The organism is Indolivaga capnocytophagoides DSM 22835, assembly GCF_000426485.1.
GTDB classification, from domain to species: Bacteria; Bacteroidota; Bacteroidia; order Bacteroidales; family Dysgonomonadaceae; genus Dysgonomonas_A; species Dysgonomonas_A capnocytophagoides.
Map to the genome: position 1 here is coordinate 139,949 of NZ_AUFL01000004.1, position 16,374 is coordinate 156,322.

Annotated in this window: 15 protein-coding genes; 11 read left to right on the top strand and 4 right to left on the bottom strand. The window is 36.6% G+C overall.

Features of this window, described 5'->3' with window-relative positions; genetic code table 11:
- The first annotated feature begins 44 nt into the window (after nt 1-44).
- The 8 genes from K322_RS0100630 (at nt 45) to K322_RS0100665 (ending at nt 6,899) form a co-directional block, all read left to right on the top strand.
- The gene (locus K322_RS0100630; RefSeq protein ID WP_026625113.1) at nt 45-1,238 is read left to right on the top strand and encodes a pyridoxal phosphate-dependent aminotransferase; all 1,194 of its coding nucleotides are present in this window, start codon (nt 45-47) and stop codon (nt 1,236-1,238) included.
- Between the two features lie 222 nt (nt 1,239-1,460).
- Nucleotides 1,461-2,561: an alanine dehydrogenase gene (ald, locus tag K322_RS0100635; protein WP_026625114.1), complete on the top strand. Its 1,101-nt coding sequence runs from the start codon at nt 1,461-1,463 to the stop codon at nt 2,559-2,561.
- Nucleotides 2,562-2,925: 364 nt separating this feature from the next.
- Nucleotides 2,926-3,507 (top strand): thymidine kinase, encoded by a 582-nt coding sequence (locus tag K322_RS0100640; RefSeq protein WP_026625115.1) that lies wholly within the window; start codon nt 2,926-2,928, stop codon nt 3,505-3,507.
- Nucleotides 3,508-3,683: 176 nt separating this feature from the next.
- Nucleotides 3,684-5,072, top strand: coding sequence for a magnesium transporter (gene mgtE, locus K322_RS0100645; protein ID WP_026625116.1), 1,389 nt, complete (start codon nt 3,684-3,686; stop codon nt 5,070-5,072).
- 74 nt (nt 5,073-5,146) lie between these two features.
- The gene (locus tag K322_RS0100650) at nt 5,147-5,656 is read left to right on the top strand and encodes a DUF3806 domain-containing protein (RefSeq protein ID WP_026625117.1); all 510 of its coding nucleotides are present in this window, start codon (nt 5,147-5,149) and stop codon (nt 5,654-5,656) included.
- Nucleotides 5,657-5,820: 164 nt separating this feature from the next.
- Nucleotides 5,821-6,009 carry a hypothetical protein gene (locus tag K322_RS0100655; protein ID WP_026625118.1) on the top strand — a complete coding sequence of 63 codons (189 nt, stop codon included), beginning with the start codon at nt 5,821-5,823 and terminating at the stop codon, nt 6,007-6,009.
- A gap of 58 nt (nt 6,010-6,067) precedes the next feature.
- Nucleotides 6,068-6,538 (top strand): CPBP family glutamic-type intramembrane protease, encoded by a 471-nt coding sequence (locus K322_RS21315; protein ID WP_026625119.1) that lies wholly within the window; start codon nt 6,068-6,070, stop codon nt 6,536-6,538.
- A gap of 10 nt (nt 6,539-6,548) precedes the next feature.
- Nucleotides 6,549-6,899 carry a hypothetical protein gene (locus K322_RS0100665; RefSeq protein WP_026625120.1) on the top strand — a complete coding sequence of 117 codons (351 nt, stop codon included), beginning with the start codon at nt 6,549-6,551 and terminating at the stop codon, nt 6,897-6,899.
- Nucleotides 6,900-6,940: 41 nt separating this feature from the next.
- Here the strand turns inward: K322_RS0100665 and K322_RS0100670 are convergent, their stop codons facing one another.
- From K322_RS0100670 to ileS, 4 genes are all read right to left on the bottom strand, one after another.
- Nucleotides 6,941-7,711 (bottom strand): DUF4296 domain-containing protein, encoded by a 771-nt coding sequence (locus K322_RS0100670; RefSeq protein WP_026625121.1) that lies wholly within the window; start codon nt 7,709-7,711, stop codon nt 6,941-6,943.
- A complete protein-coding gene (locus K322_RS0100675; protein WP_026625122.1) occupies nt 7,711-8,334 on the bottom strand; it encodes a lipoprotein signal peptidase in 624 nt (207 codons plus the stop codon). The genes K322_RS0100670 and K322_RS0100675 overlap by 1 nt, the downstream gene beginning before the upstream one ends.
- A gap of 327 nt (nt 8,335-8,661) precedes the next feature.
- On the bottom strand, nt 8,662-9,042 hold the full coding sequence (locus K322_RS0100680; protein WP_026625123.1) for a TraR/DksA family transcriptional regulator: 381 nt from the start codon (nt 9,040-9,042) through the stop codon (nt 8,662-8,664).
- Between the two features lie 132 nt (nt 9,043-9,174).
- Entirely contained in the window at nt 9,175-12,588 is a 3,414-nt protein-coding gene (gene ileS / locus K322_RS0100685) for an isoleucine--tRNA ligase (protein WP_026625124.1), read from the bottom strand.
- A gap of 187 nt (nt 12,589-12,775) precedes the next feature.
- Between ileS and K322_RS0100690 the strand changes: the two genes are divergently transcribed.
- Genes K322_RS0100690 through murB form a run of 3 tightly spaced genes read left to right on the top strand, consistent with a single transcriptional unit; the run spans nt 12,776 to nt 16,178 of the window.
- Nucleotides 12,776-14,305: a capsule assembly Wzi family protein gene (locus K322_RS0100690; protein ID WP_051290538.1), complete on the top strand. Its 1,530-nt coding sequence runs from the start codon at nt 12,776-12,778 to the stop codon at nt 14,303-14,305.
- 59 nt (nt 14,306-14,364) lie between these two features.
- On the top strand, nt 14,365-15,144 hold the full coding sequence (locus K322_RS0100695; RefSeq protein ID WP_026625126.1) for a hypothetical protein: 780 nt from the start codon (nt 14,365-14,367) through the stop codon (nt 15,142-15,144).
- Between the two features lie 26 nt (nt 15,145-15,170).
- Nucleotides 15,171-16,178, top strand: coding sequence for a UDP-N-acetylmuramate dehydrogenase (gene murB / locus K322_RS0100700; RefSeq protein WP_026625127.1), 1,008 nt, complete (start codon nt 15,171-15,173; stop codon nt 16,176-16,178).
- Nucleotides 16,179-16,374: the final 196 nt, after the last annotated feature.

A 16,374-nucleotide genomic window follows, 5' to 3' on the forward strand; every position in this document is an offset into this window, starting at 1 on the left:
TTTAGTTTAAACTTACTATTACTTATAAGAACAAATTTCAGAAAATGGCACAAGTCGCAGATCGTATCGCCAATTTATCAGCATCCGAGACATTGGCAATGTCGCAAAAAAGCTCAGAGTTAAAAGCTCAGGGTATTGATGTAATCAACTTGAGTGTAGGTGAACCCGATTTTTATACACCCGATCATATAAAGCAGGCTGCTAAGGATGCGATAGATGATAACTTTTCATTTTATTCGCCTGTGACGGGGTATTTATCTTTGCGAAAGGCTATTTGCGAGAAATTGTCAACGGAAAATAATTTGTTATTTGCTCCCGATCAGATTGTCTGTTCGAATGGAGCAAAGCAATCGGTATATAATACTCTGCTAAGTGTTGTGAATGCTGGAGACGAAGTGATTATACCTGCCCCTTATTGGGTTAGTTATGTAGAAATGGTAAAATTGGCAGAAGGAAAAAGTGTTATCATTTCTGCCGGAATAGATCAAAACTTTAAGATTACTCCTACTCAGTTGAAAGCGGCTATAACAGATAAGACCAGAGCTATTATTTTATGCTCTCCTTCTAATCCTACGGGTAGTGTGTATTCAAAGGACGAATTGAAAGGCTTAGCTGATGTTTTGTCTCAATACCCTAATATTATAGTATTAGCAGACGAGATATACGAACATATAAACTATATTGGAAAACACGAAAGTATAGCTCAATTCGAAAATATTCGCGAACGTGTGGTTATCATCAATGGTGTATCGAAAGGATATGCGATGACCGGTTGGCGTTTGGGATGGATTGCTGCTCCAAAGTGGATCGCTGCCGCTTGTAATAAACTTCAGGGACAATCCACTTCAGGTCCATCATCAATCACTCAGAAGGCAGCCGAAGCTGCTTATGTAGGAGATCAGACATGCGTGGAAACAATGCGTAAAGCTTTTGAGCGTCGCCGTGATTTGGTGTATAAGCTGACATCGGAAATAGATGGTTTTAAACTTGAAAAACCTGACGGTGCATTCTATGTGTTTCCGGATTGTTCATATTATTTTGGAAAATCATTTAATGGAAAGAATATAGCGACTTCAGGAGATTTGGCTATGTATCTTTTAGAGGAAGGGCATGTAGCATGTGTGGGGGGGCAAGCTTTTGGAGTTCCTGATTGCATCCGCTTTTCTTATGCAACTGCCGATGATTTATTGATAGAAGCTTTTAAAAGAGTAAAAGAAGCATTGGCAAAGCTGAAATAACTTTACTGAAATATAAAAATAAGAAAGACGGATCTGATATTCAGATCTGTCTTTCTTATTTTATAAATTAGCTATTATTTATGTGTTATAATATTGTATTGAAATGTAAAATTTAAATTTTGTGTTAAATAGATTTTTATTTAAATATAAATATGTCTTTTTGTTTGTTTTGTGGTCTTGGTTTTGTAATTTTGCACCCATTAAAAAATTAAAGATAAAGTTATGATAGTAGGAGTTCCAAAAGAAATTAAAAACAACGAGAACAGAGTTGGGATGACACCCGGAGGTGTAAAAGAATTTGTAAAAAGAGGACACACTGTATATGTTCAGCATACAGCAGGAGAGGGCAGTGGTTTTGACGATTCCTTGTATTTAGCTGCAGGAGCGCAGATCCTTGATAATATAAAGGATGTGTATAATGTTGCTGAGATGATAGTTAAGGTCAAAGAGCCAATCGAAGAAGAGTACAAACTGATCAAAAAAGGTCAATTGCTTTTTACTTATTTTCATTTTGCATCAAACGAAAAGTTATTGAATGCAATGCTGCAAAGCGGAGTTACTTGTCTGGCATATGAAACAGTATTGAATAAAGAAGGTTTGCTTCCTTTATTGATTCCAATGAGCGAAATAGCAGGTCGGATGGCTATTCAGGTTGGTATGCACTTTATGGAAAAATCTCATGGAGGTCGTGGTATATTGTTGGGCGGTGTATCAGGTGTGAGTCCTGCCAGAGTTTTGGTTCTGGGAGGCGGAATTGTAGGTTATAATGCTGCGGTTATTGCTGCAGGAGCCGGAGCTCAAGTTACTATAACTGATATCTCTCTTTCGCGCTTACGCTATCTTGATGAAGTCCTGCCTGCAAATGTTCAGACTTTATATTCATCGGTGCAGAATGTCGAAGAAGTTCTTCCGTATACCGATCTGGTTATAGGTTCGGTACTTATTCCGGGAGCTAAAGCCCCTCATTTATTAACTCGTGACATGCTTAAACTGATGAAAAAAGGAAGTGTCGTTGTAGATGTTGCAATAGATCAGGGTGGATGTTTCGAAACTTCTCATGCTACAACTCATACCGACCCTGTATACGAAGAAGAAGGTGTTATACATTATGCCGTAGCTAATATTCCCGGAGCTGTAGCTCGAACTTCTACTTTGGCTTTAACGAATGCAACATTACCGTATGCTCTTAAATTGGCAGATTTAGGTTGGGAGAAAGCCGTGGCTGAAGATGCCGGCCTTAAATCGGGTCTTAATATCGTAGATGGAAAAATTACATTCAAAGCTGTTGCGGAAGTCTTCGGGAAAGAGTGTCATATAATATAAGCTGTTTATTGTTTTTTCTATAAAAATTGACGTATTTCAAGAATCTTTTAGCTCTTAATAGATCTCTGTTTAGAGTTCACAATTAGAGAGTTGTAGAATAAAGATGCTGGTTTTGATTGTCTGTTATCGGCGATAATTGAAATCAGCATCTTTTCTTTATTCCACATTTATATAAAATCATTTTTATTTGTTTTATATATAATCTATCTTTGCACCGCTTAAGAGGAAAAGAACAAAATAATCTTTGGATATTAATGATAGTATTTTTGATAAAGTAAGTGATCATTAATTATCTGAAAAACCTGCTTGAAATAATAAATGGGTCTGTGACCTTCGATTTTTATCCGTTTATAGAAATAATAAAATGATTTATTCTGAAAATACATTGCACGAGACACCCCGAAGAGGAAGTATAGAAGTTATATGTGGTTCAATGTTTTCAGGAAAGACGGAAGAATTACTCCGAAGATTAAAACGGGCAAAAATAGCTAAGCAGGAAATTGAAATATTTAAACCGGCAATAGATACTCGCTATTCGGATGTTGAAGTTATTTCACATGATAAAAACTCCATACCTTCAACTGTTGTTGAACATTCGAGTAATATCTTGTTATTATCTTCTAATATTGAGGTTGTTGGGATAGACGAAGCTCAATTCTTTGATCAGGGATTGGTTGATGTTTGTCAGCAGCTTGCTGATCAGGGGATAAGAGTAATTGTAGCTGGTCTGGATATGGATTTTAAGAGAAATCCTTTTGGCCCGATGCCGGCACTATGCGCTATTGCTGATGATGTGAAGAAAGTGCATGCTATATGTGTTGAATGCGGCAGGTTGGCTAACTATTCATATCGCCTGATTTCGAACAACGATAAACAGGTGATGCTGGGAGAACTTCAGGAGTATAAGCCTTTGTGTAGGCTTTGCTATACACGTCTTAGAAAATAAGGCGTTTAGGAAAAAAGTGTATTAATGGATACCTTTTTGCGAAAAAAAGATATTCATGATTAGCAATACATAAATAAAATGTTTTTCGGCTATAACGGGCTGTAAATGTTTTATTTGCCAAAGTCGTAGATAGGTCAGCGACCTTTCCAGTATTTATTGATTAAAAAGGGCTCAGTATGAAAAGAGAACTAAAGAACATTGTTCATCAAACCCGATCTCTGATTAAAGGCGGAGATAAAAAGAAACTGAGAATTTATCTTGATAGCTTTGATATTTCAGCTATTGAAGATTTAATTGACGAGTTGCCCGATTATGCCCCTCTAATCATCGAGACGATGAGTGCGAACAGGGCTGTCAACGTATTTAGGATTTTAGATGTTCCCACGCAGGAGCGAGTCATTAAAAAGTTATCCAAGTTAAAACTAAAGGAGCTTTTATCCATTTTGCCCCCTGATGATCAGACGGCATTATTGGGAGAACTAAAAGATGAAGATCTGGTTCAGGAATTAATGGCTTTATTGTCTCCGGAAGATAAACTGGAGGTAGCTGCTCTTTTAGCCTATCCCGAAGATAGTGTAGGTCGTTTGATGACACCCGACTATCTGGCTATCAATAAAAATATAACGGTACAGCAAACTTTGGATACCATCCGGAAAAAAGGTAAAAATTCGGAGACGATAGACGTTATTTATATTCTTGATGATAATGGTGTCTTATTAGATGACCTTCGTATCAGGGATTTATTGATTGTAGATCCTTCGACCCCAATCTCCGATATTATGGATAACCGGTTAATATCACTGAATGCAGAAGATCCACAAGAAGAGGCTATTAAGATATTTAAGATGAACAACCGGGTTGCTCTTCCTGTTATAAACACAGAAGGCTTACTCTTGGGTATTGTTACTATTGATGATATTCTATGGGTTGCAAATGAAGAGTATTCCGAAGACATGCAACGGTTTGGGGGTAGTGGAACGTTAGATGAACCTTATCTAGATGTACCCTTGCATAAGCTGGTTTGGAAGCGTGCCGGATGGTTGATTGTCCTGTTTGTCGGAGAGTTACTTACAGCTTCGGTAATGCAGTATTATGAAGACCAACTGGCTAAAGTAATAGTATTGGCTATGTTCCTTCCTTTGATGATCTCGAGTGGGGGAAACAGTGGTTCTCAAGCTTCAACCCTTATTATTCAGGCTATGGCTGTCGGTGATGTACGTTTATCGGATTGGTGGAGAGTGTTCAGACGTGAGATACTATCAGGTGCAAGCCTCGGTCTAATACTTGGTATTATCGGATTTATACGTATTTATGTGTGGCACTTTATATTCCCTCATTTATATGGTGAACATTGGATTTTGGTGGCATCAACTGTTTCTATGTCCTTAATCGGAATTGTGCTGTGGGGATCTTTAATCGGTTCTATGTTGCCGTTTATCTTAAGACGTTTGGGTGCTGATCCTGCTACATCGTCGGCTCCTTTTGTTGCAACTATTGTTGATGTTACAGGTCTGATGATATATCTTTCTATAGCAGGTGTTGTTTTTGGTGCAATACTTCATTAACTTTAACCGGGCAAGGGCTCGCACCTTTAAATCTTTTATATCGGTGCAAGGATGCCCCTTAAAATAAGTATGATATGAAAACGGATGGATTTGAACATAAATCATTTGAGATCAATGGTCGTACAGTAGAGTATAAAACCAAGATTGTTGATAAGATTGAGCAAGATGTTGTTAATCTGAGTGACAAAGACAAGGAGTTTGTGGCTTATTGTCTTGTTGATGCGGAAATATTATTGAAACAATTAGATAAAGTCAAAGATCTTTCTGAATATTCAGCAACTGATCTGGATATTTTGATATACTATTGGCTCCATAATCGGTCTTGGTTTAAACTGGTTGAAGAAGATGAATTTATTAATGCCTTGGGGGCAGCTTTTGGTTATTTGATGAATAAGGAATGCCACACCGTATGGTCTATAATAAATGATGAGTATGGTAGAGATTTCACTTGTGTTTCCGAAGTACCCAAGTTTCAGACTTTTCCTTTCAGTTCGGTTTGGAAGGCGGTCGAAGAGGGTAGAGAGGGATCTTTGCAGGATATAATTGATCTGGTAAAGAAGCATCTAGAGGATAATGATTTTTAAAGTTTTACCCCTATTTTGATTTATAAATATAAAAGTGATAGTTTTCTATCACTTTTTTTCTTCCGTCTCTATTTTTAGACGGAAGGATCATATCTTTGATATATAAAATTGAACCGGTTGATTTTACAGAACTTAAAATAATTATTAATTAAAACTTTACTATTATGAACGTATTAGATTTACAAAATCTTGGAGTAGAAGAGATGAATGAAGAGGATATAAGGGATGTGGATGGAGGAAGAAGAGGTTGGTTGCCTGGTTTAATTTATGAGGCGTATGAATTTGCTTGTGATTATATCGAATTTGGGAAAAAACATTCAGATATAGTTGAAGTTGGTGCTAATTGTATGTAATATAATCAATAAGAAGTTCGCTGACCAAAAGCGAACTTCTTATTTAAACTTGATATGAATGTTAAAAGTATATAGATACTTCCTACAATTAAATCTCTCTTATGTATTTCTGATTTTATTGTTTACCTTATTAATATTTCCTACTTTAATATGCAATATAATAACAGTTTTTACATCTTGTTCGGAAAATTGGGCAGAAATAGATTTACCATATAAAAGTTTATCACTTAATATTATAACAATAATATTTATAGCACCTGTTGTGGAAACTTTTATATATCAATTTTTGCCATTTTCGCTATTATTTAGAGCTTTAAAAATTAGACCTATTTATGTCATTTTTTTCTCTTCTTTTCTCTTTGGAGGAATGCATTATTATAATATTATTTATGTAGTTTATGCTTTTTTATCAGGATGTATATTGATTTTTGCCTATATAATTTTTTATAAGAGGAAGTTTTATCCTTTTGTAATGGTTAGTATAATACATTTTATCATAAATTTAATAGCTTATATAAGATATATCTAATAATAAATAAATGAAAATAGATTCCATAATACTATTTGAAGAACAATCTTTGGAGTACAAAGGATGGCTTATCAATATTCAGAAGAAGAGTTTCATCTTGAATAATAAATTTTATATTCAACTTTCAGTACCTGAAAATTCAGTATCAAAATTATCCGGTTTGACTCAATTTAATTCTAAAATACAGATTCAGAGAAGTATAAAATGGAAATGGATTGATCTTTTGGGTAATAATAACAGAATGTTTGATAAATGCAGCGAAGAAATAAAATTGTATATTGATTCAGTACTAGGTGATGTGATATCTTATCTAAAGAATTATCAATCCCAAGATTTAGGTGTAAATATGGATGATAAGTAAACATAAAGGTGATTTTTAGAAAATATCCCTTATGTTCTCTCTTATTTTCTTCTTTGTCCTTTTATCGAATCATTTTTTACAGTTTTCTCCAGATCTTCGGTATTCTTCAGATTTATATTATACAACAATACTTTACCATTGGTTTTCGAAAGGTCATTTATATGTATATACCCACTTATCTCCTTTATTGTATCCTGAACTTGGGGATTCACTATTTTGGGGGATATTCCATCCGTAAATTGTTGAACCTTTGTAATTGTTGTATCGGGATACTCAAATCGTACTGCCAGTTCGCCATTCATATCACCACGTATGCCTAATGTTTTTAGCGATATTTCGAACTTCGAAAAAGATTTGCTTTTTATAGAGTCTATATCAAAATCAAGAAAAGTGTTAGAACTTGTAAGGTAAGTATAGTATGGTAACACATTGTGATTGTATTCACGTATTTTCCCAAAATTCGGAACTTCTTTAAGAAATTCATTCGATTCTCTCTTCAGTCTGGATGAAACGGAGTCTGTAATCCGCATATATTCTTCGGGATGATCGGCATACCATACTAATGACGAATCAAGTTGAGCTTGTGTTATTCCATGCTTTTCAAATACTCCTTCGAGTAAAGCTGTCTTTTTATCCGCTTGGTTGAAATCTTGATAACGAGTTTGGTATATTGCATCAACTAGTTGCATATCATGCAATACATCCATCATTTTGTCTCTGGATAACTTTCCGTTATCGTTGCCGCATGCTGCGAAGCACAGGCATAATACCGGAAATGATGCATAATATATGAATCGATGATTTTTTTTCATTATTCATTAGGTTTTTGCATTGTGTCCTGCAATGTTTTCCTGTAGAATATCAATAATAATATGATACCAACGGTTATTGCCGAGTCGGCAAAATTAAATATTGGTCTGAAAAAGATAAAATCTTCTCCACCCCATACTGGAATCCAACTCGGGAAAGTTCCTTCTATTAGTGGAAAATAAAACATATCCACAACCTTTCCGTGTAACCAGCTCGAGTATCCTTGTCCGAAAGGAACAATGGATGCTACATGCCCGGGATAACTTGCTGTAAATATTTCGCCATAGAATACACTATCTATAATATTTCCGATGGCCCCTGCGAGGATAAGGGCAATACATGCAATATATCCATGTTTAAAGTTGCGGGTAACTAACAGATAGAGATAATATCCGATGAAGCCTACAGCAATGATACGGAACAGGGACAGAAACAGTTTGCCTAAAACTTCTATTCCGAAAGCCATTCCGTTGTTTTCCACGAAATAAATTTTGAACCAGCTAGCAACATCAATAGTCTCATAGAGAGCCATATTTGTTTTAACCCAAATTTTGATAACTTGATCAATAATGATTACGAGAAGTACAACTGTAATAGCTGTTGCTCCCTTCGGGAATTTTTGCATAAAATATGACTAAATAAGTAAACACAAGTTATGAGATTCTCAAGTCTGTACAAGCTATTAAGCAATAATAACTACTTATTGCTGTTATACTTGGATGAACAATAAGAAGGTCTGGAGACCTTAAGTCTATACTTGTCTTGTTATTAAATAGGTCGGAGACCTTGATTTCAGAAGAAAAAGTAGTAAAACTATTGTGTAATCTCACTACTTTCTCTGGATATTTTTTATTAATTAATACTATTTAAGTAACATAAGCACCTGATGCTATGTATTTAACATAACATGTTGTTTTTAAAGTTACTTCCTGATAAATAAAGCTTTACGACCTTATTTAGAGCCTCCGGTTTTAGCTTCGATGCTCAATGTTGCATGTGGCACAGCTCGAAGACGTTCTTTCGGAATCAATTTGCCGGTTTCGCGGCATATTCCGTAAGTTTTGTTTTCGATCCGGATCAACGCAGCCTGTAAATTTTGTATAAACTTCATCTGACGTTGAGCTAAGCGTCCTGCTTCTTCTTTTGATAGAGTGGCAGCACCTTCTTCAAGAACCTTGAATGTCGGAGATGTATCAGTAACATCATTTCCGTCTGAGTTTGTTATTGAAGCTTTAAGGGCTTCATACTCATCTTTCGCCTTGTCCAACTTTTGTAAAATCAAATCGCGAAATTCATCCAGCTCTTCATCTGTGTATCGTGTTTTTTCTGTCATAGTCATTTCGTTTTTAGAATTTGCAATTTAATTAATTATTTAAATAACAGAAAGTATTGAAACGCTATAAAAATAGGTTCTAATATTCTGCTGTTTCTATACAAAACCAATTTACAAAAAAGGTCTGATATCTTAGACTTTTTCTATTGAAATATTCAATACAATATCGTCCATATCTGTAATCTCAGTTCCTTTTACATCTGTTTCAAGCATAATACTGTCTGCCAGTACCTGTCCTGCAATATATTCTTTGTATTCCGATATTGCACCTTGTATTTGTTCTAGATCGGATATTTTTACTTTAATACGGTCTGTTATATCCAATCCGCTCGTTTTACGGATATTTTGTATCCGGTTGACTAATTCCCGGGCAATACCTTCTTTCTTTAAAGAATCGGTTATTGTAATATCTAAAGCAACGGTCAAGCGTCCTTCGTTTGCAACCAGCCAACCTTCGATATCTTCTGAGATGATTTCAACATCAGCAGTTTCTATGGTTGCGGCTTGTCCGTCTATATCGAAAGTATATGAGCCGCTTTTTTCGAATTGCCCGATAGCTTCCTGGTCCATTGTTTGAACTGCTGCGGCCAGTTGTTTCATTATTTTTCCGTAGCGTGGGCCGAGTTTTTTAAAATCGGGTTTTACTTTCTTTACCAAAATACCAGCTGCATTATCGACATATCTCAACTCTTTGACATTTACTTCATTAAGAATCAAATCTCTCACGGCTTCGATAGCGCATTCCTGCTCTTTATCAAGTACAGGGATCATTATCTGTGTCAAAGGCTGGCGCACTTTGATGCTTACTTTACGGCGCAAAGCCAATATCATAGATGATATACTTTGGGCTATTTGCATCCGTTCTTCCAAAGCCTTATCTACTACAGCCTCATTATAAACAGGGAAGTCAGCTAAGTGAACAGATACCTCTGGATTTTGTTCACAGGCCGATGTCAGGTCTATGTATAACTTATCGGCGTAGAATGGTGCTATTGGAGCAATCAGTTTCGATATAGTTTCCAAACAAGTGTATAATGTTTGGTATGCCGAAAGCTTATCCTGAGTCATTTCACCTCCCCAGAAACGTTTACGGTTGAGACGCACATACCAGTTGCTCAGATTATCGTTAACGAAGTCTGATATGGCACGACCTGCTTTTGTCGGTTCATATGTATTATAATATTCATCTACATCGCTAACCAGTGTGTTTAACAGTGAGATAATCCATCTGTCGATTTCGGGACGTTCTGTAACCGGAATTTGAGGTTGTGAATTGTCAAACTTGTCGACATTTGCATATAACGCAAAAAATGAATATGTATTATAAAGGGTTCCGAAGAACTTACGGCGAACTTCATCAATACCTTCAGTGTCGAATTTCAGATTATCCCAAGGCGAAGCATTGGTTATCATATACCAACGAAGCGGATCGGAACCGTACTTTTCTATTGTAGCAAAAGGATCGACTGCGTTTCCGAGACGTTTCGACATTTTGTTGCCATTCTTATCCAAAACAAGTCCGTTCGAAACAACATTCTTAAAGGCAACACTTCCTCTGACCATTGTAGAGATGGCATGCAGGGTGAAAAACCATCCACGGGTCTGATCTACACCTTCTGCGATGAAATCAGCTGGATATATCTTCACAAATTCTTCAGCACTGATATTGGGGAAGAAGACCTGTGCAAAAGGCATCGCACCAGAGTCGAACCAAACATCGATAAGGTCTAACTCGCGTTTCATCGGTTTTCCCGATTCAGAAACCAAAATAATATTATCAACATAAGGACGGTGCAAGTCTATCTTTTCGTAATTATCTTTTTCCAGATTTCCGACTTCAAAATCTTTCCAAGGGTTTTCAGTCATGAATCCGACTTTGATCGATTTCTCGATTTCTGTATACAGTTCTTTTACCGATCCGATACATAATTCCTCTTTACCGTCTTCTGTTCTCCATATTGGAAGTGGAGTTCCCCAATAACGGCTACGGCTCAAGTTCCAATCTTGAAGGTTTTCGAGCCATTTACCGAAACGTCCTGTTCCTGTCGATTGGGGTTTCCAGTTGATTGTTTTGTTTAATTCTATCAATTGGTCACGGCAAGCGGTTGTACGGATAAACCAACTATCAAGAGGATAGTATAGCACGGGTTTATCTGTTCGCCAGCAGTGAGGATAATTGTGCACATGTTTCTCTATGCGAAATGCTTTGTTTGCTTGTTTAAGCATTACACAGATATCTATATCGAGAGTCGGGTCGTTTTCGGTCAGAGTATCATCATAATCGTTTTTGACATAACGTCCGGCATACTCTTTATAAAGTTCTACATTGACGTTCTTCTTTACATATTCAGCGTCAAGGTCTTCTATCTTGAAGTATTTACCTGTAAGATCTACCATCGGGCGAAGATTTCCGTCCTTGTCGGTCAGCATCATTCCTGGTACCCCGTTAGCTTTGGCTACTTTAGAGTCATCCGCACCAAATGTAGGGGCAATGTGTACAATTCCCGTACCGTCTTCGGTTGTAACGAAATCTCCTGTAACAACTTTAAACGCTCCTTCTCCCGGATTGACCCAAGGTATAAGCTGTTCGTATTCCATTTCTGCCAGATCCGAACCTTTCCAAGAGCCTACGATTTTGAATGGTATAAGTTTGTCTCCTGATTTGTAATCTTCCAGAGCAAGGTCTGCAGCCTTAGGATTGAACAGGCTCGATACAAGAGAATTGGCTACAATGGCAGTCATCTTCTCTCCTGTATATGGGTTGTATGTTTGTACAGCTACATATTCAATTTCAGAGCCTACGGCCAATGCTGTATTTGAAGGCAATGTCCAAGGCGTGGTAGTCCATGCAAGAAAATAAGCTATACCGAAATTATTCATTTCGGCCTTTGGACCTTTTATCTTGAATTGAGCCACACAAGTTGTATCCTTAACATCGCGGTAGCATCCGGGTTGATTCAGTTCGTGTGAACTTAATCCTGTACCGGCAGCAGGCGAGTAGGGTTGTATGGTATAACCTTTGTAAAGGTATCCTTTGTTATACAGTTCTTTAAGCAGATACCATAAAGTTTCGATGTAACGGTTGTCATATGTAATGTATGGGTCGTTCATGTCTACCCAATATCCCATTTTAGTAGTCAGATCTTCCCACTCTTTGGTATATTTCATTACCTCTTTGCGGCAGGCATCGTTATATTCATCAACCGATATTTTCTTTCCGATATCTTCTTTGGTTATTCCTAAAGCTTTTTCTACACTTAACTCAACAGGGAGTCCGTGTGTATCCCATCCGGCTTTGCGGTTTACCAAAAAGCCTTTCATTGTTTTATAACGGCAGAAAATATCTTTAATTGAGCGAGCCATTACGTGGTGAATACCGGGCATACCATTTGCCGAAGGAGGACCTTCATAAAAAACAAAAGTAGGCGCACCTTTTCTTACATCAAGGCTTTTCTGGAATAAGTCTAATTTATTCCATTTTTCCAACATTTCTTTATTGATGTCAGATAAGTTGAAATTATTGTATTCTGTAAATTTTTTGCTCATAATAGCAGACACTTTTCCGTTAAAAAATTGGCGCAAAGATAATAAAAAAAACACATATTGCGAATATTTCGCGGGGTGGAGATATTAAAATATGGTGAATATGCAGTAGTTTTAAAACGGCTGTTCATTATATCCGATATAATAGTTCCTTTTTTATTACATTTGCTTGATTTTTAATATTAGGAATATGCGTATCGCTTGTGTTGCTTTTTTATTCTCGGTGTTGTCGATAACTCCTATTGTCAGCCAAAATCCAGAAAAGGATTCTGATCAATCCCTTGATAGTACGGTTTTGCTGGATCCGGTAGTTTTGACCTGTTATATGAATCCGAATAGAATATCAATTAATATAGAAACTTTAGGCACATTCACTGATGGTGATTTTGCTCCGTTTTGGCTTAGTAATAATAAATTCGGGCTAGGATCAGCTGAGAATAGTAATCAATATCTGAGGATTAATTCTTTAGGAAATCATTATTTCTATGTAGGAGGCTCACCCTTGAATGTGACGATGGGAGCAGATATATTGGTGTCTCATAATATGCAGTCCGATTTTAACTTTCACCAGTTATATGCTGATCTTAAATACCGAAATACTGTATTTTCTGTAGGTGCTAAAGAAAGATATTCGCTATTCAAGAATAAGCTATTGAGTTCCGGAGGGATGACACTTTCAAATAATGCACGCCCAATACCTCAGGTTGAAGTTAGTATTCCTGATTTTGTAACAGTACCATATACAAAAGGGTATTTGCAATTTATAGGTGGATTGTCTTACGGTTGGTTTGGCGATGATAAGTTCAAGAAAAGAAACGCAGCAGACGGATACTATGCCGAAAAAGTGTTGTATCATCGCAAATATGGGTTTCTGAAATTTGAAAAAGTACCTGCATGGAGTTTTATTGTAGGAGCCGAAATGGATACTCAGTGGGGAGGACGCTTTTATCATGCTGGAGAATACTGGGACAAAGGTTCAGCAAAATTGAGAGATTTTTTTAAGGTATTGATCCCGATGAAGGGTGGAGCCGAATCGAATCTTACCGATAGGCAGAACATTGTGGGAAATGTGTACGGAAGTACTCATTTTATAGTTGAGCATAAGCGAAAAGAATTTTCGATAAAAACTTATCATGAGCATTTTTTCGAAGATCATTCAGGTATTATTTTTAAGAATATTCCTGATGGATTATACGGTCTGGAATTGAATCTGAATAAGAAAGGATGGCTCACAAGTGTTTTATTTGAATATTTGCATACAAAAGATCAATCTGGCCCTTTCCTTTGGGATGAGAATGAAGAAATACCTGTCCAGGTGAGCGGTGGCGATAACTATTATAATCATGTTGATTATGCTTCGCTTAGTAACTACGGCTTTGTTTTGGGTAATCCCTTTCTTACATCTCCGATTTATAATAGAGGACAGTCCCTTACCGTATTTAATAATAGATTATCTACATTTCATGGAGGTATTAGCGGGTATATACTTCCAAGCCTGCAATACAGAGCATTGGTCAGCTATTCTAGAAGTTGGGGTACAGATCGTATTCCCTCGCGAAATATAAGAAATCAGTTTTCGAGTATGCTCGAGACCGTTTATATAGACCCTCGCTTGTCGGGGTGGAAATTCTCTGCGGCATTTGCTTTTGACAGATCCGGAATGGTCGGAGATAATACCGGAGTACAATTAAAAATTTCTAAGTGCTTTGAAGTACAATAAACACTGATTTATTTCTATTTTTGTAAAAGAAATAAGTTTAATCCTAGTTTTATCTTAATATGGATAACCTCAGGTCTGCGATTGCAGACAAAGTTCTGGATATATCGGCTTTTAATGGAGACGATATGAAAGCTAAACTCGAAAAGATCAATCGTTTTCGGGATTTTGCAAATGCCTGTCAATTACTGATAAAAAAATATCCGGCAATAGAATCTGAATTACTACAGATGGTCGAAAATAATGATTTCGATACGCGGATTGCTTCTTCACGTGTGGATACCATTATAAGGCTATCCGAAAGAGAAAGTGATGGTGTACATACCGCATCGCAAGTTGTTGAAGATGATATTCATAATCTTGAAAAAATAACAGAAGAGATAATTTCTTCTGAAGAAGTGCCACCCGTTGCAACTGCTACCGCTGATCTTACAGCATCAGGTCGGTCTCAATCCTATGGAGAGTCTCAGGAATCAAAGTCCATAGGATCTCAAAAAGCAACTAACTTGCTCACTGAAGAGGGATGTGATGAACCCGAAAAAATAGGTCAATACGTCGACTTTGAAGAAATCGATGAGAATGCAGCTAAACCTGTTGATAATTTTATTAACCCTGTGGTTGAACGTAAATCTTCTATCGTTATTGAGGAAGACAACAGGAAGAAGGACACTGTAAAGAAAATTATTCAGGTTTGCGGTATTATTGCGATTGTAGTGGCCTTGATTTTTATTATCAAATTCGTAATTAATAATTGGGTTGCCATACTTTATGGGCTTGGAGCTCTTGTGCTGGTAGGAGGAATTGTTTATTTCTTACTGAAAAAGAAGAAATCTGACGAATAAGGGTCTCAGACCTTAAATAATGCAATATGTATCAATATAATATACAATTAAAGAAATATAATTCGTTTCGGACAGAGGCTGTCGCAAAAATATTTTTCGAACCGGAAAATATAACGCAGCTAAAGCAATGCCTGTTGGACTTTCCGAACGAAAAAAAACTTTTGATAGGAAGCGGATGTAATCTTTTTTTTACCAAAGATTTCGATGGATTGGTTATTCATCCTCAAATATTAGGAGTGAGAGAGATTTCTGATGTTTCAGATGAGTCTGATGATGTTTATCTGGAAGTTATGGCATCTGAAGATTGGGATAAACTGGTGGAATTTTGTGTTGATAAAGGATATTCGGGTCTCGAAAATTTATCATATATCCCCAGTACTGTCGGTGCGGCTCCTGTTCAGAATATCGGGGCATACGGAGCAGAAGTCAAAGACTGTGTGCATGAAGTGATAGCTTTGGACACTAATACACTCGATGTTGTTTCTTTTTCTAATGCAGAATGTGAATTTGCTTATCGTGACAGCGTATTTAAAAGAAATGCGGACAGGTATATAATTATATCTGTAGTATTTATGTTGAAAAGGTCATTTACTTATGTTGCGAAGTATTTTGATTTAAACAAGGAGTTGGAAGATGTTGTAGTTCCTACAATCGAAGATGTCCGTGATGCTGTGATTCGTGTGCGTCAACGTAAATTACCCGACCATCTGGAATTGCCCAACTGCGGAAGTTTCTTTAAGAATCCGTATATTACAAACAAAGAGGCTGATAAAATAAAAGAAGAATATCCTGATTTGCCGATTTATCCCGTTAATGATAACTTGGTAAAGACGTCTGCGGCTTTTTTGATAGACAGAGCAGGTTATAAAGGAAAGCAGCTAGGACAAGTCGGCACATATCCGAAACAAGCTTTAATTATTGTTAATTATGGATCACCCGACGGAAACGATATTGTTTACTTTAAAAATGAAATCCAGAAAGCTGTCTTTGAAAAGTTTTCCATAGAGCTGGAGCCAGAAGTTAGGATTTTATAATATAGATCAGTAATTCGAAAATTTATCTATACGGAAAGTGGTGGAGATCCTCTTATTTATAGAACGATTTTTAGAAAAACAGGGAAAGAAAAAGGTGACCAATATAAAAGTGCAATTTTGGAGTAACTTTTGTTACCTTTTATCAAATAAATATAAATTAATAGATAAGGTCTGAGAACCCCAAAGAATATTTAAT